25 protein-coding genes are annotated in these 26932 nt (G+C 65.0%); 15 read left to right on the top strand and 10 right to left on the bottom strand.

Translation table 11 applies throughout. The features are described 5' to 3' along the window. Nucleotides 1-31: 31 nt before the first annotated feature. The gene (locus P6U29_RS03440) at nucleotides 32-475 is read left to right on the top strand and encodes a MarR family winged helix-turn-helix transcriptional regulator (protein WP_407116319.1); all 444 of its coding nucleotides are present in this window, start codon (nucleotides 32-34) and stop codon (nucleotides 473-475) included. A gap of 290 nt (nucleotides 476-765) precedes the next feature. Here the strand turns inward: P6U29_RS03440 and secA are convergent, their stop codons facing one another. Next, complete coding sequence (secA, locus tag P6U29_RS03435; protein ID WP_407116318.1) at nucleotides 766-3606, bottom strand: preprotein translocase subunit SecA; 2841 nt, start codon at nucleotides 3604-3606, stop codon at nucleotides 766-768. A 352-nt stretch (nucleotides 3607-3958) separates the two neighbouring features. On the opposite strand from secA, the gene P6U29_RS03430 reads away from it, so the two are divergent. Together P6U29_RS03430 and argJ are read left to right on the top strand one after the other, a co-directional pair. Beyond that, nucleotides 3959-4873 (top strand): peptidylprolyl isomerase, encoded by a 915-nt coding sequence (locus P6U29_RS03430; RefSeq protein ID WP_407116317.1) that lies wholly within the window; start codon nucleotides 3959-3961, stop codon nucleotides 4871-4873. Nucleotides 4874-4976: 103 nt separating this feature from the next. After that, complete coding sequence (gene argJ / locus P6U29_RS03425; protein WP_407116316.1) at nucleotides 4977-6218, top strand: bifunctional glutamate N-acetyltransferase/amino-acid acetyltransferase ArgJ; 1242 nt, start codon at nucleotides 4977-4979, stop codon at nucleotides 6216-6218. Between the two features lie 142 nt (nucleotides 6219-6360). Here argJ and P6U29_RS03420 read toward each other — a convergent pair whose 3' ends face one another. Further along, the gene (locus tag P6U29_RS03420) at nucleotides 6361-7686 is read right to left on the bottom strand and encodes a TadE/TadG family type IV pilus assembly protein (RefSeq protein WP_407116315.1); all 1326 of its coding nucleotides are present in this window, start codon (nucleotides 7684-7686) and stop codon (nucleotides 6361-6363) included. Nucleotides 7687-7825: 139 nt separating this feature from the next. Here P6U29_RS03420 and P6U29_RS03415 point away from each other — a divergent pair, with 139 nt between their 5' ends. Further along, nucleotides 7826-8236: a (deoxy)nucleoside triphosphate pyrophosphohydrolase gene (locus P6U29_RS03415; protein ID WP_407116314.1), complete on the top strand. Its 411-nt coding sequence runs from the start codon at nucleotides 7826-7828 to the stop codon at nucleotides 8234-8236. Nucleotides 8237-8354: 118 nt separating this feature from the next. Here the strand turns inward: P6U29_RS03415 and P6U29_RS03410 are convergent, their stop codons facing one another. Then, a complete protein-coding gene (locus P6U29_RS03410; RefSeq protein WP_407119592.1) occupies nucleotides 8355-9203 on the bottom strand; it encodes a methyltransferase domain-containing protein in 849 nt (282 codons plus the stop codon). A gap of 220 nt (nucleotides 9204-9423) precedes the next feature. On the opposite strand from P6U29_RS03410, the gene P6U29_RS03405 reads away from it, so the two are divergent. The 4 genes from P6U29_RS03405 to P6U29_RS03390 are packed head-to-tail and all read left to right on the top strand — an operon-like array spanning nucleotide 9424 to nucleotide 11898. Continuing rightward, complete coding sequence (locus P6U29_RS03405) at nucleotides 9424-10233, top strand: ComF family protein (protein WP_407119591.1); 810 nt, start codon at nucleotides 9424-9426, stop codon at nucleotides 10231-10233. Nucleotides 10234-10268: 35 nt separating this feature from the next. Next, complete coding sequence (grxC, locus tag P6U29_RS03400) at nucleotides 10269-10544, top strand: glutaredoxin 3 (protein WP_407119590.1); 276 nt, start codon at nucleotides 10269-10271, stop codon at nucleotides 10542-10544. Continuing rightward, nucleotides 10541-11419: a carbon-nitrogen hydrolase family protein gene (locus P6U29_RS03395; protein WP_407116313.1), complete on the top strand. Its 879-nt coding sequence runs from the start codon at nucleotides 10541-10543 to the stop codon at nucleotides 11417-11419. Before grxC ends, P6U29_RS03395 begins: the two co-directional genes overlap by 4 nt. After that, nucleotides 11416-11898 (top strand): DUF1178 family protein, encoded by a 483-nt coding sequence (locus P6U29_RS03390; protein WP_407116312.1) that lies wholly within the window; start codon nucleotides 11416-11418, stop codon nucleotides 11896-11898. Before P6U29_RS03395 ends, P6U29_RS03390 begins: the two co-directional genes overlap by 4 nt. On the opposite strand, the gene P6U29_RS03385 is transcribed toward P6U29_RS03390, so the two are convergent. From P6U29_RS03385 to P6U29_RS03375, 3 genes are all read right to left on the bottom strand, one after another. Beyond that, nucleotides 11895-12794, bottom strand: a complete 900-nt coding sequence (locus tag P6U29_RS03385; protein WP_407119589.1) for an EamA family transporter — start codon at nucleotides 12792-12794, stop codon at nucleotides 11895-11897. The two genes, P6U29_RS03390 and P6U29_RS03385, sit on opposite strands and share 4 nt — an antisense overlap. A gap of 103 nt (nucleotides 12795-12897) precedes the next feature. Then, a complete protein-coding gene (gene ubiG, locus P6U29_RS03380; protein WP_407116311.1) occupies nucleotides 12898-13665 on the bottom strand; it encodes a bifunctional 2-polyprenyl-6-hydroxyphenol methylase/3-demethylubiquinol 3-O-methyltransferase UbiG in 768 nt (255 codons plus the stop codon). 14 nt (nucleotides 13666-13679) lie between these two features. Then, complete coding sequence (locus P6U29_RS03375) at nucleotides 13680-14147, bottom strand: PH domain-containing protein (protein WP_407119588.1); 468 nt, start codon at nucleotides 14145-14147, stop codon at nucleotides 13680-13682. 151 nt (nucleotides 14148-14298) lie between these two features. On the opposite strand from P6U29_RS03375, the gene P6U29_RS03370 reads away from it, so the two are divergent. The 5 genes from P6U29_RS03370 to P6U29_RS03350 all read left to right on the top strand — a co-directional run bounded on the left by P6U29_RS03370 (nucleotide 14299) and on the right by P6U29_RS03350 (nucleotide 21386). Beyond that, complete coding sequence (locus tag P6U29_RS03370) at nucleotides 14299-15555, top strand: aspartate kinase (protein WP_407116310.1); 1257 nt, start codon at nucleotides 14299-14301, stop codon at nucleotides 15553-15555. A gap of 290 nt (nucleotides 15556-15845) precedes the next feature. After that, a complete protein-coding gene (gene ptsP, locus P6U29_RS03365) occupies nucleotides 15846-18113 on the top strand; it encodes a phosphoenolpyruvate--protein phosphotransferase (RefSeq protein WP_407116309.1) in 2268 nt (755 codons plus the stop codon). Nucleotides 18114-18172: 59 nt separating this feature from the next. Then, nucleotides 18173-19258: a peptide chain release factor 1 gene (gene prfA, locus P6U29_RS03360; protein ID WP_407116308.1), complete on the top strand. Its 1086-nt coding sequence runs from the start codon at nucleotides 18173-18175 to the stop codon at nucleotides 19256-19258. A 48-nt stretch (nucleotides 19259-19306) separates the two neighbouring features. Further along, the gene (gene prmC / locus P6U29_RS03355) at nucleotides 19307-20143 is read left to right on the top strand and encodes a peptide chain release factor N(5)-glutamine methyltransferase (protein ID WP_407116307.1); all 837 of its coding nucleotides are present in this window, start codon (nucleotides 19307-19309) and stop codon (nucleotides 20141-20143) included. 478 nt (nucleotides 20144-20621) lie between these two features. Next, complete coding sequence (locus tag P6U29_RS03350) at nucleotides 20622-21386, top strand: DUF4167 domain-containing protein (protein ID WP_407116306.1); 765 nt, start codon at nucleotides 20622-20624, stop codon at nucleotides 21384-21386. A 129-nt stretch (nucleotides 21387-21515) separates the two neighbouring features. Here the strand turns inward: P6U29_RS03350 and P6U29_RS03345 are convergent, their stop codons facing one another. Further along, complete coding sequence (locus P6U29_RS03345; RefSeq protein WP_209296068.1) at nucleotides 21516-22262, bottom strand: class I SAM-dependent methyltransferase; 747 nt, start codon at nucleotides 22260-22262, stop codon at nucleotides 21516-21518. Nucleotides 22263-22370: 108 nt separating this feature from the next. Here P6U29_RS03345 and gloB point away from each other — a divergent pair, with 108 nt between their 5' ends. Beyond that, on the top strand, nucleotides 22371-23138 hold the full coding sequence (gene gloB, locus P6U29_RS03340; RefSeq protein WP_407116305.1) for a hydroxyacylglutathione hydrolase: 768 nt from the start codon (nucleotides 22371-22373) through the stop codon (nucleotides 23136-23138). Between the two features lie 23 nt (nucleotides 23139-23161). Then, nucleotides 23162-23584: a cupin domain-containing protein gene (locus tag P6U29_RS03335; RefSeq protein ID WP_407116304.1), complete on the top strand. Its 423-nt coding sequence runs from the start codon at nucleotides 23162-23164 to the stop codon at nucleotides 23582-23584. Nucleotides 23585-23590: 6 nt separating this feature from the next. Here the strand turns inward: P6U29_RS03335 and P6U29_RS03330 are convergent, their stop codons facing one another. The 3 genes from P6U29_RS03330 to P6U29_RS03320 form a co-directional block, all read right to left on the bottom strand. Continuing rightward, nucleotides 23591-24460, bottom strand: coding sequence for a DMT family transporter (locus P6U29_RS03330; RefSeq protein WP_407116303.1), 870 nt, complete (start codon nucleotides 24458-24460; stop codon nucleotides 23591-23593). 166 nt (nucleotides 24461-24626) lie between these two features. Then, on the bottom strand, nucleotides 24627-25352 hold the full coding sequence (gene phbB / locus P6U29_RS03325) for an acetoacetyl-CoA reductase (RefSeq protein WP_407116302.1): 726 nt from the start codon (nucleotides 25350-25352) through the stop codon (nucleotides 24627-24629). 237 nt (nucleotides 25353-25589) lie between these two features. Beyond that, a complete protein-coding gene (locus P6U29_RS03320) occupies nucleotides 25590-26768 on the bottom strand; it encodes an acetyl-CoA C-acetyltransferase (RefSeq protein WP_407116301.1) in 1179 nt (392 codons plus the stop codon). Between the last annotated feature and the right edge of the window lie 164 nt (nucleotides 26769-26932).

Here is a 26932-nt window from a genome sequence, read left to right as displayed (position 1 = left end):
CACTCATTTGGGTCAAGACGAAGTCTTAGCCGTGGCAAAACCGCCGAAAGAAAACTCTCCGATCACCGAACACCTCGCCTATCTGCTCGCGCAAGCCAACCGGGAGATCAACCGGCAGCTCGAACTGCGGTTGAGCAAGGAGGGCGTGCCGGTCGAGCAATGGCGCATCTTGAAAGTGCTCTCGGATGGCAACGGCCATTCGATGGGCGAGCTTGCGGACGCCGTGCTGCTCAACCATCCGACGCTGACCAAGATGATCGACCGTATGGTCTCCGACACGCTGGTCTACCGCGTGCAGGACCCCAACGACCGCCGCAAAGTGCTGATGTTCATCTCAGATCGCGGCAAGGTGCTGTGCAAGAAGCTCAACTCGCTCGCAATGGACCAGGAGGAGCACATCCTGGAGAGCTACGGCGACAAGTCGACGAGCGAGCTCAAGCGGCTGCTGGAGAGCTTGATCGACAGCTCGAATTAGGCGGGGCACGGTTGCGCCTTGCTGACAGCCGTAGCCCGGATGGAGCGCAAGCGTAATCCGGGTCGCTCCCCCAGCAACAGCATTCCCGGATTGCGCTTCGCTCCATCCAGGCTACGAGCACACACCACATACTCGCTGTCATCGCCCGATTTCATCGGGCGATCCACTATCCCAGAGACTGATATGATTGAGCCGAGGAGCCGCGGCGTCCTGGGTCGCCCGGTTAAACCGGGCGACGACAGCGGAGAATGAGGCGACGACTTCGCGCCTCATATCTGCGTAGCTAGCAACTACGCATATCGCCCGTGGCAGTGCTTGTACTTCTTGCCGCTCCCGCACGGGCAATCCTCGTTGCGGCCGATCTTGCCCCAGCTGGCCGGGTTCTTCGGATCGCGCAGCGCCGCATCGGTGGCCTGCGCCCCGAGCGTGACGCTGGCGAGCGCGATCTCGTCCTCGCCGGTATTCGGGTCGAACTTGTGCGCTTCCATTGCAGGCAGCACCGGGGCTTCCTGCTCCGGCGGGACGATCTCGACGCGCATCAGCTGCGCGGTGACGGCCTCACGCAAATGAGCGCTCATCTCCTGGAAGAGGTTGAAGGCCTCGGTCTTGTACTCCTGCAAGGGATCGCGCTGGCCGTAGCCGCGCAAGCCGATGACCTGGCGCAGATGGTCGAGCATGATCAGGTGCTCGCGCCAGAGGTGGTCGAGCGTCTGCAACAGGATGGTCTTCTCGACGTAACGCATCACGTCGGGGCCCCATTGCGCGACCTTGGCCGCCATGTGCTCGTCGGCCTTGGTCTCGATGCGCGTGAGCAGCTCCTCGTCGGCGATGCCCTCTTCCTTGGCCCATTCGTCGACCGGCAGGTCGAGATCGAGCACGCGCTTCAGTTCGTCCTTGAGCCCGGCGACGTCCCACTGCTCGGCATAGGCATGCTCGGGCACGTGCTTGGCGACGAGGTCGTCGATGAAGGCATGGCGCATGTCGGCGACGGTCTCGGCGACGCTCTCGTCCTTCATCAGCTCGACGCGCTGATCGAAGATCACCTTGCGCTGGTCGTTCTGGACGTTGTCGAACTTGAGCAGGTTCTTGCGGATGTCGAAGTTGCGCGCCTCGACCTTCTGCTGCGCCTTCTCCAGCGCCTTGTTGATCCAGGGATGGATGATGGCCTCGCCCTCTTGCAGGCCGAGACGCTGCAGCATGCTGTCGAGCCGATCCGAGCCGAAGATGCGCATCAGGTCGTCTTCCAGCGACAGGAAGAATTTCGACCGGCCGGGGTCGCCCTGACGGCCGGAACGGCCGCGCAGCTGGTTGTCGATGCGGCGGGATTCGTGACGCTCGGAGCCGATGATGTAGAGGCCGCCGGGCTTCTTCACGGTCTTGGCGGACTTGCCCCCCTTCGCCGGCTCGACCTCGACGGTCTCCTCGGCCTTCAGCACGATGTCGCGGAAGTGTTCGATATCGGCCTTGATCTGCTCGATCTTCCTGGCCTTCTCGGCCTCGTCGGTGATGCCTGCGGTCTCCTGCTGGATGCGCATCTCCAGCGAGCCGCCGAGCTTGATGTCGGTGCCGCGGCCGGCCATGTTGGTCGCGATCGTGATCGCGCCGGGCACGCCGGCCTCGGCGACGATATAGGCTTCCTGCTCGTGGAAGCGCGCGTTCAGCACCGCGAACAGCTTGGCCGGCTTGCCGGCACGGGCCGCGGCATAGAGCTTGTCGAGCGCGCCCTCTTTGCCGAAATCGATCTGCTTGTAACCGTTCTTCTTGAGGAATTCGGCCAGCACTTCCGACTTCTCGATCGAAGCCGTGCCGACCAGCACCGGCTGCAGCCGGGCATTGGCGCGCTCGATCTCGGCGAGGATGGCCTGATATTTTTCCTTGTGCGTGCGATAGACCTCGTCGTCCTCGTCGAGGCGCGCGATCGGCAAGTTGGTCGGGATCTCCACGACCTCGAGCTTGTAGATGTCGAACAATTCGTCCGCTTCGGTCGCCGCCGTGCCGGTCATGCCCGCCAGCTTCTCGTACATGCGGAAGTAGTTCTGGAAGGTGATCGAAGCCAGCGTCTGGTTCTCGGGCTGGACCTGGACGTGCTCCTTGGCCTCCAGCGCCTGATGCAGGCCTTCCGAATAGCGGCGGCCCGGCATCATGCGGCCGGTGAACTCGTCGATGATGACGACCTCACCCTCCCGGACGATGTAGTCCTTGTCGCGCGTGAACAGCGTGTGGGCGCGCAGCGCCTGGTTGATGTGGTGCACGACGGAGACGTTCTCGACGTCGTAGAGCGATTCGCCCTTGAGCTGGCCGGCATCGCGCAGCAGCGTCTCGATCTTCTCCATGCCGGCTTCGGTCAGTGTCACCGTGCGCTGCTTCTCGTCGACCTCGTAGTCGGTCTTGTCGAGCTTGGGCAGGAAGCTGTCGATGGTGTTGTAGAAGTCGGAGCGGTCGTCGAGCGGACCGGAGATGATCAGCGGCGTGCGCGCTTCGTCGATCAGGATGGAGTCGACCTCGTCGACGATGGCAAAGAAGTGCGGCCGCTGGACCATGTCCTCGAGCCGGTACTTCATGTTGTCGCGGAGATAATCGAAGCCGTATTCGTTGTTGGTGCCGTAGGTGATGTCGCAGGCATAGGCCGCCTTGCGCTCGGCATCGTCGAGGCCGTGGACGATCACGCCGGTGGTCATGCCGAGGAAGCCGTAGATCTGGCCCATCCAGCCGGAGTCACGGCGGGCGAGGTAGTCGTTGACGGTGACGACGTGGACGCCCTTGCCGGCGAGCGCGTTGAGATAGACCGCGAGCGTCGCCACCAGCGTCTTGCCTTCGCCGGTCTTCATCTCGGCGATGTCGCCCTCGTGCAGCACCATGCCGCCGATCAGCTGGACGTCGAAATGGCGCTGGCCGAGCGTGCGCTTGGCGGCCTCGCGCACGGTGGCGAAGGCGGGGACGAGGAGGTCGTCGAGCGTCTTGCCGTTCGCGAGCTGCTGTCTGAATTCCGCGGTGCGGGCCTTGAGCGCCTCGTCGGAGAGCTTTGAAAGCTCAGGCTCCAGCGCGTTGATCGCGTTGACGCGGGACTGATATCCCTTCACCCGCCGGTCGTTGGCGGAGCCGAAAAACTTGCGGGCGAGCGCGCCGATCATGCTTAGTTCCTGTGTTCGCGATTTAACCGCGTTGGCCTAAGAAGTTGTCACCCGCCTGCCTATCAACTCACCGTGACGCTTCGCGGCGTCAGAGCCCGGACTGCGGGGGTCATCCGCCATATGGGTGGGAATTGGGCAAGTCTGGGTTCAACGGCCAAAAACGCAGCAAAATAAACGCCATCGCCATGGTCGCGACCGGGCAGAGATATGGCCCGGTCAGGGCCTTGTCAACGGCGGGCGCATTGCGGCTAATTCATCATTTTGACAGACTTTTCGCGTTGCCAAGCCCCCCTGAATTGGGCGAGTGTCCGCCCCGCTCGAGCAGCCCACTGCTTCAACATAAGGATTTTCCATGACCACCTCGTTCCCGGTAACCACCGGCCAGCGCTTTCGCCATGCGTCCGCCCTGGCTGGCAGCCTCGCTCTGGCGCTGTCCCTGGCGTTCGCGGGCCCGCTCCGGGCCGCCGATGATCCGGTGCTGGCGAAGATCAATGGCGCGGAAATCAAGAAGAGCGACGTCACCATGGCCGAGGAGGAACTCGGGCCGAGCCTCGCCCAGATGGACCCGGCGACCAAGGACGAGAACGTCCTGTCCTTCCTGATCGACATGAAGATCGTCAGCAAGGCTGCCGAAGATAAGAAGCTCGCCGACAGCGAGGAGTTCAAGAAGCGCCTGGCGTTCGCCCGCAACCGGCTTCTGATGGACAGCCTGCTCGCCAATGAGGGCAAGGCCGCCACCACGCCGGACGCCATGAAGAAGGTCTATGAGGAGGCCTCCAAGCAGATCACCGGCGAGCAGGAGGTGCGCGCCCGCCACATCCTGGTCGAGACTGAGGACGAGGCCAAGGCCGTGAAGGCCGAGCTCGACAAGGGCGCCGATTTCGCCGAGCTCGCCAAGAAGAAGTCCAAGGACCCGGGCTCCGCCGATGGCGGCGATCTCGGCTTCTTCACCAAGGAGCAGATGGTGCCGGAGTTCTCGGCCGTCGCTTTTACGCTCGAGCCGGGCAAGATCTCCGATCCCGTCAAGTCGCAGTTCGGCTGGCACATCATCAAGGTCGAGGAAAAGCGCAACCGCAAGGCGCCGGAATTCGAGCAGGTCAAGGCCCAGATCGAGAACTACGTCACCCGCAAGGCTCAGGCCGAGTATGTCGCCAAGCTGCGCGCCGAAGCCAAGGTCGAGCGGCTGGACCAGCCGGCGGCGGATGCCAAGCCGGCCGATGCGGCCAAGCCCTCCGACAGCAAGATGGCTCCCCCGGCGAAGAAGTAAGAATTCGCTGTCACTTCGCTGACGTGAAGAGTATCTAAGCCTTCGTGATGCCCGGCCCCCGCGCCGGGCATCTGCTTGTCCAGATCCCACCAAGGCGCCCGCGATGTCCTCCTCCGTCTCTCCCCTCGCCCCGAAACACGTTCCCGACATGCCAGTGATCGCGGGCATCCGCCTTGCGACGGCCGAGGCCGGCATCCGCTACAAGAACCGCACGGACGTGCTGCTGGCGGTGATGGACAAAGGCACTGCGGTGGCCGGCGCCTTCACCAAATCGAAATGCCCGTCGGCACCGGTCGAATGGTGCCGCGCCAAGCTGAAGGGCGGCAAGGCGCGCGCGCTCGTGGTCAATTCCGGCAACGCCAATGCCTTCACCGGCAAGACCGGCCGCGCCTCCACCGCGCTGACCGCGAAGATCGCGGCCAAGGCGGTCGGCTGCAGCGAAAGCGAGATCTTCCTGGCTTCGACCGGCGTCATCGGCGAGCCGCTGGACGCGACCAAGTTCGACGGCGTGCTCGGCCGCCTCGCCGAGGCTGCAGAGCCGGGTAATTACCTGGCTGCGGCCAAGGCGATCATGACCACAGACACCTTCCCGAAGGTCGCGACCGCCACCGTCAAGCTCGGCAAGGCCAAGGTCACCATCAACGGCATGGCCAAGGGCGCCGGCATGATCGCCCCCGACATGGCGACGATGCTGTCTTTCATCTTCACCGACGCGCCGATCGCGCCCGCCGCGCTCCAAGCCCTGCTCAAGAGCGGCGTCGAGGACACCTTTAATGCCGTGACGATCGATGGCGACACCTCGACGTCCGACACGCTGCTGGCCTTTGCGACAGGTGCTGCTGCCGAGCAGGGCGCGCCAAAGATCAGCCGCGCCAGCGATCCCAGGCTGAAGGCGTTCGTCAAGGCGTTCAACCAGGTGCTCGCCAACCTTTCTGAACAAGTGGCGCGCGACGGCGAAGGCGCGCGCAAGCTGGTCGAGATCACGGTCGAGGGCGCCAAGACCAAGGCCTCGGCGCGCAAGATCGCGATGTCGATCGCCAACTCGCCGCTGGTGAAGACCGCGATCGCCGGCGAAGATGCCAATTGGGGCCGCGTGGTGATGGCGGTCGGCAAGGCCGGCGAGCCGGCCGATCGCGACAAGCTCTCGATCTCCTTCAACGGCATCCGCGTCGCGAAGAGCGGCGCGCGCGATCCTGACTATGACGAGGCGCAGGTGTCGGAAGCGATGAAGGCGCCGGAGATCGCGATCAAGGTCTCGCTCGGCCTCGGCAAGGGCCGCGACCGCGTCATGACCTGCGACCTCACCAAGGAATATGTCGCGATCAACGGGGATTACAGGTCGTAAGTCTCGAACCGGTCATTCCGGGGCTCGCGAAGCGAGAACTATGGAGCGCAATTGCGCTCCTGAGAATCTCGAGATTCTCAGGTGCGCAACGGCGCACCAGAGTTCGATACTGACGCATCGCCCCGGAATGACGCCTCTGGCATCACCCAGAGATCCGCGCGTCGGCGACCGCCTTCTTGAACAGCGCGGTCATGGCGTCCGCGATGCCCTGCGTCGGGCTTACCTCGAAATACAGACCTGGCGAAGCGCAGCTCTGCATGTTCTGCGCGATCTCGCTGTTCGGTGACGGGCCATAGGGACCGGCATTGAATGGATTGATCCATTTCATGTACCAGGCGTTGGTGGGCAGGGCGAGGTACGTCGTGTACAGCACGGCGATCTTGACGCCTCGATCCTTCATCGTCTTGCAAAGCGCCGCATTGAGCGGCGACTGGCAACGCGTGGTGCCCGAGAGCGGTTTCAGGCACGCGGTATTGTTCTCGTCAGCGACCCCGTCGGACACGAAGAACAGATATTTGAGCGGACTGGACGACGTGCCGCTTCCGGGGGAGCTGATCTCGCCGTTGATCGCAGGAAAGATCGCGGTGAATGCCGTATCCTGGTCGTTGTTCTCGTTTTGCCCGTTCACCGACATCAGGTCGATGTTGCCGGCCGCCGACTTGGCGCTGGAGAGGGACGCCGACAGCGAAAACAGGCTGCGCAGACCGAGCGTGCTTGCGGAGCCGCCGAAATCATAGATCGCCATTCTGAACTGGTTTGAATAGGTTTCGGTCGCGCTCGCCGTATCCATCAAAGACTGCGTCGCGCTCCGAAGCACGTCGATCCGCGTCGTCACGCCGAGCTTCTTGGCAAGGTCGTAGTAATTGTTCGTGTTCTTGAGATCGTGGCAGGCGAAAGCGCATTTGTCCGACGTGTTGTTGACCATCGTCTGCACGTCGGTCGGCGTCGCGCCGACGCCCATCGACGGCGAATTGTCGAGCAGCAGATAGAAGTCGATGTAGAGCGGCATGCTGGCCGTCGCCTTCGACGTCCCGCTCATCGTCAGCGCGGCCTTGCCGATCACGCCGAGGAACATGGTGTTAACGCTGGCGGTGAACGAGACCGTCGAGGTCACCGTCGAGCCGCTCTTGACCACCGTGGGCGTGAGGCCGTTCAGCGTATAGCCGGTCAAGTTCGCAACGTTGGCGTTGAAAATGTTCTGTGCGTCGGTGACGCCGACCGGGATCGTACCGTCCGAGGTCATCGAACCCGCGGCGGCAAACCCGGGCGAAGCCTTGGCGACCGAGCCGACGCTGGCCGCATCGGCCGCAGCCTGCAGCTTGGAACGGACCTGCGTCGCACGGGCGTAATCGACCGCGCAGCCGACCACTGTGATCAGGGGGGGGCAGGCGAGTGCGAAAATCACCGCGATATTGCCGCGCCGGTCGTGGATGAACCGGCGGAGGATGATGGAAAGCGCAGCGCGCATGGGTCGGCCTGGAGTGGTTTTAAGGAGTTCCCACTCTAGGAACCGCGGATTAAATATGACTTATGGAGACCTTGGAAACACGGACGCCAACGAGGTTAACAAACCGTTGCGGACGATCTTCAGCGAGCGACAGACACGCATGGCCGATCTCAAACTGACACTGGTGGTGGCCTGCGCGCTGGTCGACGCCGACAAGCGCGTCCTGATCGCGCAGCGCCCCGCGGGCAAGGCGCTCGCCGGCCTGTGGGAATTTCCCGGCGGCAAGTTAGAGCCCGGCGAGCGGCCGGAGCAGAGCCTGATCCGCGAGCTGCATGAAGAGCTCGGCATCACCGTCGCCGAGCCGTGCCTCGCGCCGCTGACCTTCGCCAGCTATGGTTACGAGACCTTTCATCTCCTGATGCCGCTCTACATCTGCCGGCGCTGGGAAGGCTTGGTCACGCCGCGCGAGGGCCAGAACCTCGCCTGGGTCCGCGCCAACAAGCTGCGCGACTATCCGATGCCGCCCGCGGACATTCCGCTGATCCCGCATTTGATTGATTTGCTGATGTGAGGCCTGCTGTGCCCCGGACGCAGCGGGAAGCGCTGCCGAGCCGGGGCCCAGGGCTGCGAAACTGGGTCCCGGCTCTGCGCAGCAGCGTAAGAACGCTGCAGCGCGTCCAGGACACGCGTCACTCCTTCCCCGCCTTCTTCACCGCCTCCGCCAGGCTCGCCTTGGCCGACCCTGGCTTCAGCGGCTGCTGCTGACTCGCATGCGGGGCCCAGCCGGACAGCCAGATGATGTCGAACGTCGCACGGATGCGCCCGTCGGCATCGGCGAAGCGCTCGGCGTAGATTTCGGCCATCCGCAGCAGCGTCGCGCGCCGGCTCGGCGTGCGCCGCCGCTCGGTCAGCACGTTGGCCGCGCCCATGCGGCGGAGGTCCTGCATCAGCGCGAACGCATTGCCATAGCGCACCACGACGCGGTCGACGTCGGTCACCGGCAGCGCAAAACCCGCCCGCTGCAGCAGTGCGCCGATGTCGCGGAGGTCCGCGAACGGCGCGACGCGTGGCGACACACCGCCCTCGCATTCGGCTTCCGCCGCGGCAAACGCCTGCCGCAGCTCGGTCAGGCTGTCGCCGCCGATCATCGCGGCCAGCAACAGGCCGTCCGGCTTCAGCGCATGCCGGATTTGCGCGAACACGCCCGGCAAGTCGTTGACGAATTGCAGCGCCAGCGCCGAGACGACGAGATCGAGGCTCTCCGGCGCGAAGGGCAGTTTTTCCGCGCCGGCCGCATCGATCGCAATCCGCGCCATCGCTGGAAGCCGCGCACGCAGGGCCGCGAGACCTTCGCCGGGCGTCCAAAGATCGACTGGGGCGTGAAACTCGCGCATCACTGCGGCCAACCGGTCTGACATGTCCTCGGCGACCCGATCGAGCAGGAAGCTCACGGCACCTTGCGCCTGCGCACGCCGCTGCCGTGCGTGCAGCAAGGCACGATCGAACAAGGCAGGCGGGATTTGCGGGGTCTGAGCCATGCCGCTGGTTACGCCGATCTCCACGGTTCTGGCAACGCTCTCGTGTCCCGGACGCGCTGCAGTGCTCTTGCGCTGCCGCGCAGAGCCGGGACCTACGCATCTGCGCATGCGGCTGTCTGGGCCCCGGCTCAGCAGCGCAGCGCTGAAGAAGCGCTGCGCTGCGTCCGGGGCACGAGAGCGTTGCTTGAGCGGATTGTCGCGGACCGCTAGCCTCCCCCTCATGGAAGCTGACGCCGCCCCAGCCCGTTCTATCGCCGCACCGCTGCGCGCCGCGTGGACGGCCGGCCGCATCGCCCTGTCTCGCGCAGCACGGCTCGTGCTCGACATCGCGCTGCCGACGCTGTGCGTGTCCTGCCGGGAGCCGGTGGACGGCGAGGGCGTTTGCGCTTCGTGCTGGGCGCGGCTGTCGTTCATCGAGCGGCCCTATTGTCCGCGGCTCGGCATCCCCTTCGTCTATGACCCCGGCCCAGACATGCTGTCGATGGAGGCGATCGCGAGCCCTCCAGCCTACCAGCGCGCCCGCGCGGCGGTGCGCTATGACGACGTCGCGCGCACGCTGGTGCATGCGCTGAAATATCAGGACCGCACCGATCTGGCGCCGGCCATGGGCCGCTGGATGGCGCGCGCCGGCGGCGAGCTGCTGACGGGCGCCGATATGCTGGTGCCGGTGCCCCTGCATTGGCGGCGCGCCTGGCGCCGCCGCTATAACCAGTCCGGAGCGCTGGCGCGCATCATCGAACGGCAGAGCGGGGTCAAGGTGCGGGGCGATGTGCTGCGGCGGGTGCGTGCGACCGAGCAGCAGATCGGCCTGTCGCGGGCTCAGCGCGCCACCAATGTGCAAGGCGCATTCCAGGTATCTGCCGACCGTCAAGCCGAGATCCAGGGCCGCCGCATTGTCCTGGTCGACGATGTCCTGACGTCGGGGGCGACACTGGATGCCTGCGCGCGCGCCCTGCTCCGCGCCAAGGCAGCCCAGGTCGACGTGCTGGTGTTTGCCCGGGTTGTGGAGGTTAGGCGAAGTCCCATATAATTCAATGAATTCATGACATGAAAGCGCCTGACGAGATGACTGCTGCTGTCGAGATCTATACGAGGCCGGGCTGCGGCTATTGTTCCGCCGCCAAGTCGCTGCTGACCCGCAAGAAGGCGAGCTTCACCGAGTTCGACGTCGCCAGGAACCCGTCCTGGCGCCAGGAAATGTACGGCCGCGCCGGCCAAGGTTCGACTTTCCCGCAGATCTGGATCGGCGGCACTCATGTCGGCGGCTGTGACGACCTCTATGCGCTCGATCGCGAAGGCAAGCTCGACGGCCTGCTCGAGAGCGTCAAGGCCACCACATGAGCGAGAATCGCACCTTCACCGCCGCCATGGTGCAAATGCGCACCGGCCTGATGCCCGGGCCGAGCCTCGAACAGGCAACGAGGCTGATCCGGCAGGCTGCGGCCAATGGCGCCGATTACGTGCAGACGCCCGAAGTCAGCAACATGATGCAGCTGAACCGCAAGGCATTGTTCGAGCACCTGCAGAGCGAAGAGGACGACACTTCGCTGAAGGCCTACCGGGCGCTCGCGGCGGAGTTGAAGATCCACCTCCATGTCGGCTCGCTGGCGCTGCGCTTCACGCCGGAGAAGGCGGTCAACCGCTCGTTCCTGATCGGGCCCGAGGGCAACGTGCTCGCGAGCTACGACAAGATCCACATGTTCGATATCGAGCTGCCAGACGGCGAGAGCTATCGCGAATCCGCCAATTACCAGCCGGGCGAGACCGCCGTGATCTCGGATCTGCCCTGGGGCCGTATCGGGCTGACGATCTGTTACGATCTGCGCTTCCCGGCACTCTACCGTGCGCTCGCCGAGAGCGGCGCGTATTTCATCACGGTGCCGTCGGCCTTCACCCGCAAGACCGGCGAGGCGCATTGGCACGTGCTGCTGCGCGCGCGTGCGATCGAGACCGGCTGCTTCATCTTCGCCGCGGCGCAGGCCGGGCTGCACGAGAGCAAGCGCGAGACCTATGGCCACTCGCTGGTCATCGATCCCTGGGGCGAGATCCTCGCCGAGGGCGACGTCGAGCCCGGCATCATCATGGCCAAGATCGACCCGGCCAAGGTCGAGACGGCGCGCCGCGCCATTCCATCACTCCAGCACGGCCGCCGCTTCGGCGTCTCCGATCCCAAGGCGGGGCCTGACCATTTGCACCTCGTGCGGGGCTCGGCATGATCCGTTACGCGCTTCGCTGCGACCGCGGCCACGACTTCGAGAGCTGGTTCCAGAGCTCGTCGGCCTATGATTCGCAGGTGAAGCGGAAGCTCGTGACCTGCCCGATCTGCGGCTCAGCCAAGGTCGACAAGGCGATCATGGCGCCGCGCATCGTCGGCAAGACGGGCCGCGGGCGCGCGACGCCGCCGTCGGAAGCCGCGGCCGCGACCACGCCCGAGGCTACGCCGTCGGGACCGACCTCGCTGCTGATGGCGCAGGAGCGCGAGCTGCGCGCCAAGCTCAAGGAACTGCGCGATCACATCGTCAAGAACGCCGACAATGTCGGCGACCGATTTGCAAACGAAGCTCGCGCCATGCACTACGGCGACAAGGAGCACCGGCCGATCTACGGCGAGGCCTCGCCGGAAGAGGCGAAGTCGCTGATCGATGAAGGCATCGAGGTCTCGCCGCTGCCGACGCTGCCGGAAGACCGGAATTAAGCTCCCACCAGCACTGCCACGCCGACCACGATCAGCGCGATGCCTGCAAGCTCGCGCGGCGCGATCGGCTGCTTGAACGAATAGTAGGCCACGCCTTGCGCGAACAGCACCTCGATCAGGGCGAGCGTGCGGACGTTGGCGGCCGCCGTCAGTGCGAACGCCAGGAACCAGAATTGCGAGGCGAAGGCGCCCATGAAACCGGCGAGCATCGACGGCCGCCACAGTCCGAGGATTCCCCGCAACACGTCTGGCGCGCGCCAGAGCAGATAGATCGTCAGCACGAGCGTCTGCACGAACAGGCCGAGCACCAGCGTGAACGACGAGGCCGTCACGAACGACACGTTCGGCACGGTGATGATGGCGCCGCGAAAACCGACCGCGGAGAGCGCGAAGGCTGCGGCCGCGACGAGGCCGGTGATGGTCGGCTTCAACTCCGCAAAGCTCTTCTCGCCTCCGGGCCGCAGCGCGGTGATGACGACACCAACGGTCGCGATCACGATCGCCAGCACCTTCAACCAGGTCAGATGATCGCCGAGGAAGACGAAGCCGAAGATCGCGGTCTGGATTGCCTCGGTCTTGAGGTAGGCCGTCGTCACCACAAAAGAGCGGTCGTTCATCGCGAGCAGCATCAGCCCGGTGGCGACGATCTGGCTGAGTGCCCCAAGCAAGAGCCATGGCCAGAACACCGGCGGCGGCATGCCGAGATGATCGCCGGTTGCGACCAGCACCACCGCGAGAAACAGCAGCGAGAACGGGAAACCGAACAGGAAGCGGATATTGGTCGCGCCCCAGGTCCCCAGCGGCTTCGTCAACGACCGCTGCATCGCATTGCGCGCGACCTGCCCGAGCGCAGCGATGATGGTGAAGGGAATCCAGAGGCTGGCGATGGTGAGCATGGCTTGGCGGAAGCGAGGAAGATGGCGGTCAACCTGCCGCCTGCGCTCAAGCAGGTCAATCACGCCCACGTCATAGGAGCGATGCTCGTGCCAGCCTACAGCCTCACACCATCCCTTCCGCCACCACCATGTAGTTCACGTCCATGTCCGACGAGAGAGACCATTTATCGGCGAACGGTGAGTAGACGACGCCGGTCTGCTCGGTGATGACGAGGCGGTTGTCGAGCAGATATTTGGTCAGCTCGTCCGGGGTGACGAACTTGTTCCATTCGTGGGTGCCGCGCGGCAGCCAGCGCAGCACGTATTCTGCGCCGACGATGGCGAGGGCGAAGCTCTTCCAGTTGCGGTTCAGCGTCGAGACCACCATGAGGCCGTTCGGCTTCAGCATCGAGGCGCAGCGCTTCAGGAAGATGCCGACGTCGGTGACGTGCTCGATCACCTCCATCGCCAGCACGATGTCGAAGCGCTCGCGCGGATCGATCTCCTCCACCGTGGTGCAGCGATAGTCGATCGCCAGATGGCTCTTGTCGGCGTGCAGCTTCGCCGCCGCAATGTTGCTCGCCGAGGGGTCAATGCCGATGACCTGAGCCCCCAGGCGCGACAGCGGTTCGCAGAGCAGGCCGGCGCCGCAGCCGATGTCGAGCACGCGCAAGGACCCGAGGCAATTGAGGCTGCGGACGTTGCGCTCGAACTTGCGGCAGGCGGCGTCGCGAATATAGCCGAGCCGCAGCGGGTTGATCCGGTGCAGCGGCGCCATCTTGCCCTTGGGGTCCCACCACTCCGCCGAGAGTTTTGAGAATTTCGCGATCTCGGCGGCGTCGACGGTCGAGCCCGGCTGGGCAGAGAGGGAAGTATTTTGCTGCATGCTCATGGTTGCGCGCGGTCCTACCGCGTGGTGATCGAACTACGGAAGGCGAGCGGCGAGGCGATGGTCTTGATCGTCTCGATTCCCTCGCCGACGCCGCGAATCGTCACGTCGCCGTAGTTGAGAATACGTCCAAGAATGGTCTGGTCGACGTCGACGCTTTCGACCTTGTCGAGCGCCATCTCGAAGGTTCGGCGCTTGATGAAACCGGTCTTGTGCACGACCCTGAGGTTGGTGACGTCGGTCTCGGTAGTGAAGCGATGGAACCAGCCCTTGATGGTCCAGTACAGGGCCGCCAGAGCCACGAGACCTGAGGCAACGAGGCAAAGCAAAACCAGCCCGTCGGCGGTGGCCTGCCGCGACAGGATGAGCAAAACCAGCGCCACGATCCAGGCCACGATGGCCGGAAAGTAGAAGATCCAGTGCGCATTGGTCGAATACAGCACCCGCTCGCCCGGTTGCAGGATCTCGTCGATATAGCGCGCCATGACCTCGGTTAACCCACTACCCCGCACCCTGCCCCCGCAGGAACCCGCTTGCCCCCGGCCCCGCCGCTCTGTATACGCGCGGTCGGTGTCCGCGAGGCACGTCCAGTGCGGGTCACCATACTGATCCTTATGAAGGAATGCACGCGTCGTCATGAGCCGCCTCGTGATGAAATTCGGCGGCACGTCCGTCGCCAACGTCGAACGTATCCGCAACGTCGCACGCCATGTGAAGCGTGAGGTCGATGCCGGCCATGAAGTGGCCGTGGTCGTCTCGGCGATGGCCGGCAAGACCAACGAGCTGGTGGCCTGGTGCACCGAGGCCTCGCCGATGCACGATGCGCGCGAATACGACGCCGTGGTCGCCTCGGGCGAACAGGTGACGTCCGGCCTCCTTGCCATCGTGCTCCAGGGCATGGGCATCCAGGCCCGCTCCTGGCAGGGCTGGCAAATCCCGATCAAGACCAGCGACGCCCATGCCTCGGCCCGGATCGAGGATATCGACGGCAGCGAGATCATCAAGCGCTTCAGGGAGCGCAAGGAGGTCGCGGTCATTGCCGGCTTCCAGGGCATCAACCCCGAGACGGGTCGCATCAGCACGCTCGGCCGTGGCGGCTCCGATACCTCGGCCGTTGCGATCGCGGCCGCCGTCAAGGCGGATCGTTGCGACATCTACACCGACGTCGACGGTGTCTACACCACCGACCCGCGAATCGTGCCGAAGGCCAAGAGGCTCGACAAGATCGCGTTCGAAGACATGCTGGAACTGGCCTCGCAGGGCGCCAAAGTGCTCCAGGTCCGCTCCGTGGAACTCGGCATGGTCCACAACATGCCGATCTTCGTCCGCTCGAGCTTCGACAAGCCCGAGGATATCGACCCGCATGCCAACCAGCCGCCCGGCACGCTGATCTGCAGCGAGGAGGAGATCATGGAAAGCCACGTCGTCACCGGCATCGCCTTTTCGAAGGACGAGGCCCAGATCTCGGTGCGCCACATCGAGGACAAGCCTGGCGTTGCGGCCTCGATCTTCGGCCCGCTGGCGGATGCCAACATCAACGTCGACATGATCGTGCAGAATGTGTCCGAGGACGGCAAGACCACCGACCTCACCTTCACGGTGCCGGCGGCCGATTACACCCGCGCCAAGGAGACGATTACCGCGGCCAAGGCCAAGATCGGCTATGCACGGCTCGATACCGCCACCGATGTCGCCAAGATCTCGGTGATCGGCAGCGGCATGCGCAGCCATGCCGGCGTCGCCGCCCAGGCATTCTCGGCCCTCGCGGGGCGGAACATCAACATCCGGGCCATTACAACCTCCGAGATCAAATTCTCGGTCTTGATCGATACCGCCTATACCGAGCTTGCGGTGCGCACCCTACACACGCTCTACGGCCTCGATCAGGCTTAGGCTAATTTTCTCTTAGCGGTCGCAGCAAACGCGAAGGTGTATACACCTTCGCGTTTGGCAGGCGTTTTGCTTGGCAAAACAAGCCTCAATTCGCTATACGGCGGACAGGGTGGGCTGCCGCAGACTGTGTCCCAGTTCAGGCGGCGCTGATTCGGTACAAGCGCCAAATCTCGAGTAGATTTTTGGGCTTGTGCCTGCGCCGGACAAACAATTTGGTTGTTTTTCTGGAAACTTGGGCCAGCCGCCGGCCGATACCGCCGGGCCCGGCAGACGGAGGAGATTGACGGTTCATGCGGAGCGCGTCGGGAGGTCCCCGCGTCTTGTTGAGACGGCTCCGCGAAACCATGGCGGAGCAGGTCTCGGCCCAGGAGCGGCTGGACAAGATCGTGGTGCTGATCGCCGCCAACATGGTGGCCGAGGTGTGCTCGGTCTACGTGCTGCGCGTCGACAACACACTCGAGCTCTACGCCACTGAAGGTCTCAACCGCGAGGCGGTGCACCACACCGTGCTCAGCGCTCACGAGGGCCTCGTCGGCCTCGTCGCCAGCGAGGCGACGCCGCTCAACCTCAGCGATGCGCAGAGCCACCCGGCCTTCTCGTTCCGCCCCGAGACCGGCGAAGAAATCTATCACTCCTTCCTCGGCGTGCCGATCCTGCGCGCCGGCAACACGCTCGGCGTGCTGGTGGTGCAGAACCGCGCCAAGCGCAACTATGTCGAGGAGGAGCTCGAGGCGCTGCAAACCACCGCCATGGTGCTGGCGGAGCTGATCGCCTCCGGCGAATTGTCTGCGCTCGCCCAGCCCGGCCTGGAACCGGCCGCGCGCCATTCCGCGCAGAAGGTCGGCGCCATCCTCTCGGAAGGCATCGCGCTCGGCCATGTCGTGCTGCACGAGCCGCGCGTCGTCATCAAGGACTACATCGCCGAGGACCTGCAGAAGGAGATCAAGCGGCTCGACAGCGCGCTCGCCAAGCTGCGCGCCGATCTCGACCGCATGCTGGAGCGCGGCGACGTCGCCGACGGCGGCGAGCATCGCGACGTGCTGGAAGCCTACCGCATGTTCGCCAACGACCAGGGCTGGTCGCACAAGCTGCACGAGGCGGTCGCCACCGGCCTCACGGCGGAAGCCGCCGTCGAGCGCGTGCAGTCCGACACCCGCGCGCGCATGCTGCGCTCGACCGATCCCTATTTGCGCGACCGCCTGCACGATCTCGAGGATCTCGGCTACCGCCTGATGCGGCAGCTGGTCGGCCAGGATCACGCGCCCTCACGCGAGCAATTGCCCGATAACGCCATCGTCATCGCCCGTGCGATGGGCCCGGCGGCGCTGCTCGATTACGACCGCAAGCGCCTGCGCGGCATCGTGCTGGAGGAAGGCACCGCCAATTCCCACGTCTCGATCGTGGCGCGCGCGCTCGGAATCCCTGCGGTCGGCGAAGTCCCGAACGCACCCGGCATCGCCGATCCCGGCGATGCCATCATCGTCGACGGCACGTCGGGCTCGATCTATGTCCGTCCGTCGCAGGAGATCGAGGCCGCCTATGCCGAGCGCGTGCGCTTCCGCGCCCGCCGGCAGGCGCAATATCTTGCGCTGCGCGACCGGCCCTGCGTCACCAGGGACGGCGAGAAGGTCGAGTTGATGATCAATGCAGGGTTGGCCATCGACCTGCCGCATATCGACGACACCGGCAGCGCCGGCATCGGCCTGTTCCGCACCGAGCTGCAATTCATGGTCGGCCAGAGCCTGCCGCGCACCAGCGACCAGCTCGCGCTCTATCGCACCGTGCTGGATGCCGCCGGCAGCAAGCCGGTCACCTTCCGCACCCTCGATATCGGCGGCGACAAGGCGCTGCCCTATATGGAAGCGGTGATCGAGGAGAATCCCGCGCTCGGCTGGCGCGCGATCCGGCTCGGGCTGGACCGTCCCGGCCTGTTGCGCGGCCAGATCCGGGCGCTGCTGCGCGCCGGCGGCGGCCGCGCGCTGCGCATCATGTTCCCGATGATCTCGGAGGTCGCCGAATTCGACTCGGCGAAGGCGCTGGTCGAGCGCGAGCTGACATATCTGCGCCAGCACGGTCACACGCTGCCTGAAAGGATCGACATCGGCACCATGGTCGAGGTGCCGGCCCTGCTCTACCAGCTCGACGAGCTTCTGAAGAAGGTCGATTTCATCTCGGTCGGCTCCAACGATCTGTTCCAGTTCCTGTTCGCGGTCGACCGCGGCAATGCCAAGGTCTCCGAGCGCTTCGACACCATGTCGGCGCCGATCCTGCGCGCGCTGCGCGACATCGCACGCAAGGCACACGCAGCGCAGAAGTCGCTGTCGCTCTGCGGCGAGATGGCGTCGAAGCCGATCGGCGCGCTGGCGCTGATCGCGCTTGGCTACCGCTCGCTGTCGCTTTCGGCGACCGCACTCGGCCCGGTCAAGGCGATGGTGCTCGACCTCGACGCCAAGAAGGCCGAAGCCATGCTCAACCCTCTGCTGGATGCGCCGGCGGGCAGCGTCTCGATCCGGCAGAAGCTGACGGAATTTGCGGAGACCGAGGGCCTGGCGTTGTAGCGGACCTGTCGCTGCTCCCTGCCGCCTCGCCTCCCCTTCCGCCTTTTGAGATTGAACCGATGTCGTCACTTCCCGAAGCCAAACTGGACGTCCTGCTCGCGCATCACGCTTCGCTCGAAGCCGAATCGCTCGGACAGCTCGCCTCCGAGCGCTATGTGCAGATCACGCGCGAGCTCGCCGAGATCACGCCGCTGATCGAGGCGGTGAAAGCCTATCGTTCCGCCGTCAAGGAGCTCGCCGATACCGAGGCGCTGATCGCCGATCCCGCCACCGATGCCGAGATGCGGAGCATGGCCGAAGCCGAGCGCGACGAGCTGACGCCCAGAATCGAGGAACTGGTCCAGAAGATCCGCGTCGCGCTGCTCCCCAAGGACGCCATGGACGACCGCAACGTGGTGCTGGAAATCCGCGCCGGCACCGGCGGCGACGAGGCCTCGCTGTTCGCAGGCGACCTGTTCCGGATGTACGAGCGCTTCGCTGCCTTGCAGGGCTGGAAGGTCGAGGTGATCTCGGCCAGCGAAGGCACCGTCGGCGGCTACAAGGAAATCATCGCGGAGGTGCAGGGCCGCGGCGCATTCTCGAAGCTGAAATTCGAGTCCGGCGCGCACCGGGTGCAGCGCGTGCCCGATACCGAGACGCAGGGGCGCATCCACACCTCGGCAGCGACGGTGGCCGTGCTGCCGGAGGTCGAGGACGTCGACGTCGACATCAAGAACGAGGATCTGCGCATCGAGACCATGCGCGCGCAAGGCGCCGGCGGCCAGCACGTCAACAAGACCGAATCGGCGATCCGCATCACCCACATCCCGACCGGCATCGTGGTGATGATGCAGGACAGCCGCTCGCAACACAAGAACCGCGCCTCGGCCATGAACATCCTGCGCTCGCGCATCTACGACGCCGAGCGCCAGCGCGTCGACGCCGCACGCTCGGCCGAGCGCAAGGAGAAGGTCGGCTCCGGCGACCGCTCCGAGCGCATCCGCACCTATAATTTCCCGCAAGGGCGCGTGACCGATCACCGCATCAACCTGACGCTCTACAAGCTGCCGCAGGTGATCGCGGGTGAAGCGCTGGGCGAATTGATCGACGCACTGACGACAGAGCACCAGGCCGCACAGCTCGCTGCGCAAGGTGCGGCGGCCTGAGGCGTGAGCAACCCTTTCGCCGGACAATCCATCGAGCGCGCACGGCGTATGCTCGCTGCGCAACTGAAATCGGCACGGCTCGACGAAGCCGAGCTCGACGCCCGCATCCTGATCAGTGCGGCGCTCGGCCTCGACCTCACAGGCCTGGTCACGCAGGCGGCCCGTCATCTGACCGCGACCGAAGCGTCGCGGCTGGCCCAGCATGCACAGCGCCGCATCGCCGGCGAGCCCGTGGCGCGCATTCTCGGGACACGCGAATTCTGGGGCCTGCCTTTCCGCCTGTCCGAAGCAACCCTGGTTCCGCGGCACGATACCGAGACCGTGGTCGAGCGTGCGCTTGAGCTTTTTCGCGAGCGGCAGGCGTCTCACCCGCCGCGTATCGCCGACATTGGCACCGGATCCGGCGCGATCCTGCTCGCGCTGTTGCACGAAATTCCGAATGCTTTCGGCGTCGGCACCGATCTCAGCCTGAACGCGCTCAGAACGGCCAGGAACAATGCCGCGGCGCTCGGCCTTGCCGACCGCGCCGCCTTCGTCGCCTGCTCCTATGCGGCGGCACTCCGCGGCCCGTTCGACCTCATCGTCTCGAACCCGCCCTATATTCCTTCGGGCGAGATTCCGAAATTGAGCATCGAGGTGCGCGAGCACGATCCGCATCTGGCGCTCGACGGCGGCAATGACGGATATGACGCCTATCGCGCCCTGATCCCGCAGGCGGCCGAGCGCCTCGCCCCCGGCGGCGCGCTAATCGTCGAGGCCGGACAGGGCCAGGCCCCAAATATTGAAACCTTGATGAGGGGCGCCGCGTTATCGTTCGACAGGCCACCCAAGGCCGACCTGGCAGGCATTCCAAGGGCGGTTTCGGCCCGAAAAATGCCCCCATAAAAGCCGGATTGGGCTGCAAAAACCTCTTGGAATATCGCCTGGGAACGACTACGTTCCGTTCAACACATCGGTGCCGGCCCCGTAGACCTACGGGCGAAAGCCGGGCTCTCGGGCGAGAGCTTTACTGATTTAAAGGTTCCAAGCCGCAGGTCCTGTTGAGCGCGATGGCCAGTGAGCTGCGCTGCTCTCCGACCGCAACGTGAACGAAAGCCAGATATTGCGCTTGAAGACTTACGCAAGAAAGCTGGGCTTGTTTCGGCAGGCGAAATGAATGGGTTCGCTGGCAATGAATGCTGGCGGGTGGGGAACGCGTCTTTGTTGAACGCGACGGTCGACGAACATCGGCAGGGTTCGATCCGCTCTTGCGCGCGGTGCGCGCGAGAGGTGTGAGCCGCTGTCACCAGGTCACTCCTGGCAATCAGTAATGCTGGCAATCAGCAATGCGTGCAACCTTTAGGGCTGGAATTAAAGGCAGGACATGAGAAACGGTCAAAACAAGCAGCGGATGCGCAACCGCAACAACAATAACAACAACCGGCGCGGCCAGAACCCGATGACCCGGGTGTACGAGTCCAACGGACCCGACGTCAAGATTCGCGGCACCGCTTCGCACATCGCCGAAAAGTATCTCCAGCTTGCGCGTGATGCGCGCTCCTCCGGCGACCCCGTTGCAGCCGAGAACTACTACCAGCACGCCGAGCATTATTTCCGCCTGATCGCGGCGGCCCAGGAGCAGTTCCGCCAGAACCAGCAACCGCGCGGCGATGAGCCCATCAGCAGCAGCGACGACGGCGAGGACGACGGCGAGAATTTCTCGGCCTTCGGCCAGGAGCCGGGTTTCGTCCCGCAGCCCCAGCAGCAGCCCTTCATGCGCGACCGCGATGGCCAGCGCGATCACCACCAGCGTGATCACCAGCCGCGAGACAACCAGCAGCCCTACCAGCGTGACAACCAGCAGCCGCGTGAGCACCGCGAACGCGAGCATCGTTCGCAGCCGCAATATCAACCGCAGCCGCAACCCGCGAACCAGCCGCAGCCGGTCATCGCCGATGCCGGCGGTGTCGACCGCCTGCCGTCTTTCATCACCGGCGCGCAGCCGCAAGTGAACGGCGGTCAGGGCGGCTTCGAGGGCGGCGGTGGCGGCGAGCGCTATCCGCGCCGGCGGCGCCGGCCGCATGGCCCCCGCCCCGAGCGCGAAGCTGCTCCGGCGGCGTCCGGCGACGACCTCGCGCCGAGCGAGTAAGGCTTCTTCCGACTTCCTGATCTCGATCGTCCCGGCCTCGCCGGGACGATTTGTTTGTGACGATGGGCGTTGGTTGAATCTATGGGAACGCACGGGCACGGATCACCCGCCCCGCAGCGAGAGGTGAAGCTAACTACGCGTCACTGTCGTCGAGGACGGCACCAGCACCGGCTTCGCGAGCGAAGGAATAAGCCGTACGCGTTCGCGCTTGGCGGGAATCGCGCGGTAGACCTGCTTGGTCGCCTCCACGATATGGACGCCGGCAAAGGGCAGCGACAATGCCGCACCGGCACGCTCCCACATCTGCGCCGATTTCAACACCCAGCCGCCGGCATAGGGCGGCATGAACAGCGCCTCGCCCCAGGCGGTCGGCGTGAACCAGGTCTGGCGCAACAGCTCGGTGATCTGCGAGCGCGAATAGGGCCGGCCGTGGCCGAACGGCGTGCTGTCGGTGCGGGTCCAAACCCCGCGCCGGTTCGGGATCACGGCGATGACGCGCCCCGAGGGCGCCAGCACCCGCCACACCTCGCGCAGCAGCGCAGCCGGATCGTCCGACATCTCCAGCGCGTGGACCAGCAGGATTCGATCGACCGCTGCGTCAGGAAGTGGCAGCGAGAACTCATCCACCAGCGAGGCCAGCGCCGGCCGCCCGGTCGGCCACTTCAGGACGCCCTGGGCCGCCGGCATGAAGGCGATGCAGCGCTCGGCGTCCTCGCGGAACAACCCCAGATAGGGCGTGGGATAGCCGATGCCGAGCACGCGCTGACCCTCGGCGTTGGGCCAGCGCTCCCTGATGCCGCGATTGATCATTTGCCGCGCCACGATCCCGAGGCGGCGGGAATAGAACTCGCGGAGGTCGACGACGTCGATGGTCATGACGGCAATGTAACATGCGCGAGGGCGCCGCCGCGCGCGGAATATTGCATTGCCTGCGCAACGTTAACGCCATATTTGTCTCCCGGGGCTGAGCGCGATGGAGATGACATGGCCGCCGAAATTCGTACTTTCACCTGTTTAAACGACAATTTCGGTTATCTGATCCACGATGTGGAAACCAAAGCGACGGCGTCGATCGACGCGCCGGAGGCCGGCCCCATCCTCAAGGCCCTGGAGCGCGAGGGCTGGCAGCTGACCGATATCCTGATCACCCATCATCATGGCGATCATGTCGGCGGGGTTGCCGAACTCAAGCAGAAATACAATTGCCGCGTCGTCGCGCCGCACGACAAGACGACGAAGATTGCGAATGTCGATTTGCGCGTCGCCAATGCCGACGTGGTCAAGATCGGCAATTTGCTGGCGCGTGTCGTGGAGACGCCCGGCCACACGCTCGACCACATCTCCTATGTGTTCGACAATGAGAAGACGGTGTTCGCCGCCGATACGCTGTTCTCGATCGGTTGCGGCCGCGTCTTCGAAGGCACCTACCCGATGATGTGGGATTCGCTTTTGAAGCTGCGCGCCCTGCCCGACGACTTCAAGCTCTATTGCGGCCACGAATACACGGCGTCCAACGTCAAGTTCGCGCTCACCATCGAGCCGGACAATGCGGCACTGCAGGCGCGCGCCGCGGAGGTGACGAAGCTCCGGGCCGAGAACAAGCCGACCATTCCCGCGCTGCTGGGTGACGAGAAGCGCGCAAACGTGTTCCTGCGCGCCGATGAGCCGGCGGTCGCGGCCAAGCTGCACATGAAGGGCGCAGATCCCGCCGCGGTGTTCGGCGAGCTGCGCGAGCGCAAGAACAAGTCCTGAAGAAGAAATCCTGACGGGGATCGATGCCGACCGCAGCCGAGATCATCGCGCGCCTCGAACTCCGACCACATCCCGAAGGCGGGCATTACCGCGAAACGTTTCGCGACCAAGCCACGGACGCCAACGGGCGTTCGCGCTCGACCTTGATCTATTTCCTGCTCGCGCGCGGCGAGCGTTCGCACTGGCATCGTGTCGATGCGGTCGAGACTTGGCACTATTACGCCGGCAGCCCCTTGATGCTGCGCATCGCCCATGACGGCTGCTCGCAGCATCAGGTGCGGCTCGGCACCGACCTGATCGGCGGCGAGCGGCCGCAGGCGATCGTGCCGGCGCATGCCTGGCAGATGGCGGAAACCACGGGCGAGTGGACGCTGGTCGGCTGCACCGTGGCGCCCGCGTTCGAGTTCGCTGGCTTCGAGCTCGCGCCGGCGGGCTGGGAGCCGTAGCGCACTTCACCTCTTCCGCAGCACCATGTCCTTCGCCGCGATCAGGCCACCGCCCGCGATCAGGATTGCGGCGATGGCGATGTTGGCGCTGGCGTTCGCAAAACCGGCAGCGATGAGGAAGCCGGTCGAGAGCAGCGGCGTCGCGTAGGAAGCGGCGCCGAGCACGCGGATGTCGCCACGCTTCATGCCGATGTCCCAGGCGTAGAAGGCAGCACCGACGGGGCCGATGCCGAGCGCAATGACGGAGAGCCATTGCACCGTGGTCTCCGGCCAGACCGTGGTTTCAAGCAGGCCATGCATCAGCGCGGCCAGTACGGCCGTGGCAAGGCAGAAGCCCGCGACGGCATCGGTCGGCACCGCCTTCAATCGACGGGACAGCACCGAATAGCTTGCCCAGACGAAAGCGGCGATGAAGGCCGCGATCAATCCCGGCACTGCGCCCGGCGCGAAGCCGGAGGTGTTGCCGGCGAACAGCAGCACGGTGCCGACGAGGCCGAGCACGGCTCCGATGATGTGGTGCGCGGCCAGCCGCTCGCCGGGCAGGAATGACGAGAACAGCACGATCAATAGCGGCCACAGATAATTCAAAAGACCGGCTTCGGCGGGCGGGGCGAAGCGTAGCGCGAGAAAATACAGCGCGTGATAGCCGAACAGGCCACCGACGCCGACGACCCAGACGACGAGCGGCTGCCGCAGGCTTTTCGCCGCCTCGCTTCGCCCGATCCAGGTGAGCAGGCCGACGACACCGCCAATCGCGAAGGTCATCGCAGCGAGCTGAAACGCCGGGATCTTTCCGGTCGCCACCGTCATCACTGAAAGCAGCGACCACATCAGGATCGCGGTCAATCCGATCAGCGTGGCGGTGCGGGGAGTCATTGAAGTGGAGGCCTCGTCATTCCGGGTTGGCGCATGGCGCCAGACCCGGAATCTCGAGATTCCGGGTTCGCCGCGGTCGCGGCGCCCGGAATGACAGGTCATGATGCCCGGGACAAGTCCGGCATCACGAGATGTTGGCCTTAAGATCGAACGTGATGCGATGGCATCACACCATGTACTGGCCGCCGTTGACCGTCAGCGTGGAGCCGGTGATGGCGCCGGCCTCATCCGCGGCGAGGAACACAACCGCGCGCGCGATCTCCTCGGGTTCACCGAGGCGGCCGATCGGGATCAGCGGCAGGATGGCCTTTTCCAGCACGTCCTTCGGCACTGCCTGCACCATTTCGGTGTTGATGTAACCCGGGCAGATCGCGTTCACGGTGACGCCGCCCTTGGCGTTCTCCAGCGCCAGGGCCTTGGTGAAGCCGATCTCGCCGGCCTTGGCCGCGGAATAGTTCACTTGGCCGAACTGGCCCTTCTGGCCGTTGATCGAAGAGATGTTGATGATGCGGCCGAACTTGCGCCCGCGCATGCCTTCGATCACTTGGCGCGACATGTTGAACAGCGAGCCGAGATTGGTGCCGATCACGGCGTTCCATTGCTCGAGACTCATCTTGTGGAAGGCGCCGTCCTTGGTGATGCCGGCATTGTTGACGAGCACGTCGACCGGGCCGACCTCGGCCTCGACCTTCTTCACGCCTTCGGCGCAGGCGTCGAAACTGCTGACGTCCCATTTGTAGACGGCGATGCCGGTCTCGGCCTTGAACTTCTCCGCCGCCGCATCGTTGCCGGCATAGCTTGCCGCGACCTTGTAGCCGGCCGCCTTCAGCGCCTTGCTGATCGCCGCTCCGATGCCCCGCGTACCACCCGTCACCAGTGCAACACGTGCCATGTCGTATTCCTTCCCTTCTTCGGACGTTTCTGAAGTGATCGTTTTTTAACTGCGGATTATGCGGTTGGTTTGACGGACATCAAGAACAAAACGCCCGGCGTGAGCCGGGCGTTTCTCTTTAGTCGAGGCTTGCGTGGTTGCGAAGAATATTTGATTTGCAACCGCTGCCTTTTTAGTCGCGTGCAACGCACGCGCTGACGTGTGCGGCGCACACGTCAGCTGCGTGTCAGGTCGTCGTCAGTCGCGCGCCACACACATGGCGATGCCCATGCCGCCGCCGATGCACAGCGTGGCCAGGCCCTTCTTCGAATCGCGCTTCTGCATTTCGTGCAGCAGCGTCACCAGCACGCGCGCGCCGGACGCGCCGACCGGATGGCCGATCGCGATCGCGCCGCCGTTGACGTTGACTTTGGAGGTGTCCCAGCCGAGGTCCTTGTTGACGGCGCAGGCCTGCGCCGCGAAGGCCTCGTTGGCCTCGATCAGGTCGAGATCGCCGACATTCCAGCCGGCCTTCTTCAGCGCGGCACGCGAGGCCGGGATCGGGCCCGAGCCCATGATCTTCGGATCGACGCCGGCCTGAGCCCACGACACGATGCGCGCGAGCGGCTTCTTGCCTTCCTTGGCCGCCTGCTTGGCCGTCATCAGCACCACCGCGGCAGCGCCGTCATTGATGCCGGAGGCCGAGCCCGCGGTGACCGTGCCGTCCTTCTCGAAAGCCGGCTTGAGCTTGGCCATCGCGTCGAGCGTGGCGCCGTGGCGCGGATATTCGTCGGCGCTGACGACGACGTCGCCCTTGCGGGTCTTGATGGTGACGGGGACGATCTCGTCATTGAACTTGCCGGCCTTCTGCGCGGCCTCGGCCTTCTGCTGCGAGGCGACCGCGAACTCGTCCTGCTGGGCGCGGGTGATCTGCCACTGCCGCGCGACGTTCTCGGCGGTGTTGCCCATGTGGTAGCCGTTGAAGGCATCCCACAGGCCGTCCTTGATCATGGTGTCGACCAATTCGAGACCGCCCATCTTGACGCCGCCGCGCAGGTGCTGGGCGTGCGGGGCCATGCTCATGGACTCCTGTCCGCCGGCGACCACGATCTCGGAATCGCCGTTGAGCAGCGCCTGGTAGCCGAGCGCGACCGTGCGCAGGCCCGAACCGCAGAGCTGGTTGACGCCCCAGGCCGGGCTCTCCACCGGAATGCCGGCGCCGATCGAAGCCTGGCGGGCCGGGTTCTGGCCCTGGGCGGCGGTCAGGATCTGACCCATGATGACTTCGGAGACCCGGCCGGGCTCGATGCCAGCGCGCTCCAGCGCGGCCTTGATGGCGACGGCACCGAGATCATGGGCGGGAAGGGTCGCGAAGGCTCCGTTGAAGCTTCCGACCGGGGTGCGGGCGGCGCTGACGATGACGACATCGTCTGACATGGGCATCTCCTGAGGCTTGAGGTTCTTGTGAAGGGGGCAGGCGGGGCTGGAAAAGCAATCGCCAGTCTCGTCAGCCATCCTGTTAACGTCGTCGAGGCATGTCAATCGGCCGGGCACCGAATTCATGCCGCAGCGCATTCAAAATAGCGTTCTTGGCGCTTTCG

Source organism: Bradyrhizobium sp. LMG 9283 (assembly GCF_045571415.1).
In the GTDB taxonomy this organism is placed as follows: Bacteria; Pseudomonadota; Alphaproteobacteria; order Rhizobiales; family Xanthobacteraceae; genus Bradyrhizobium.
Note: the sequence above shows the minus strand (reverse complement) of the source record. Positions and strands in the feature narration are given on the sequence as shown.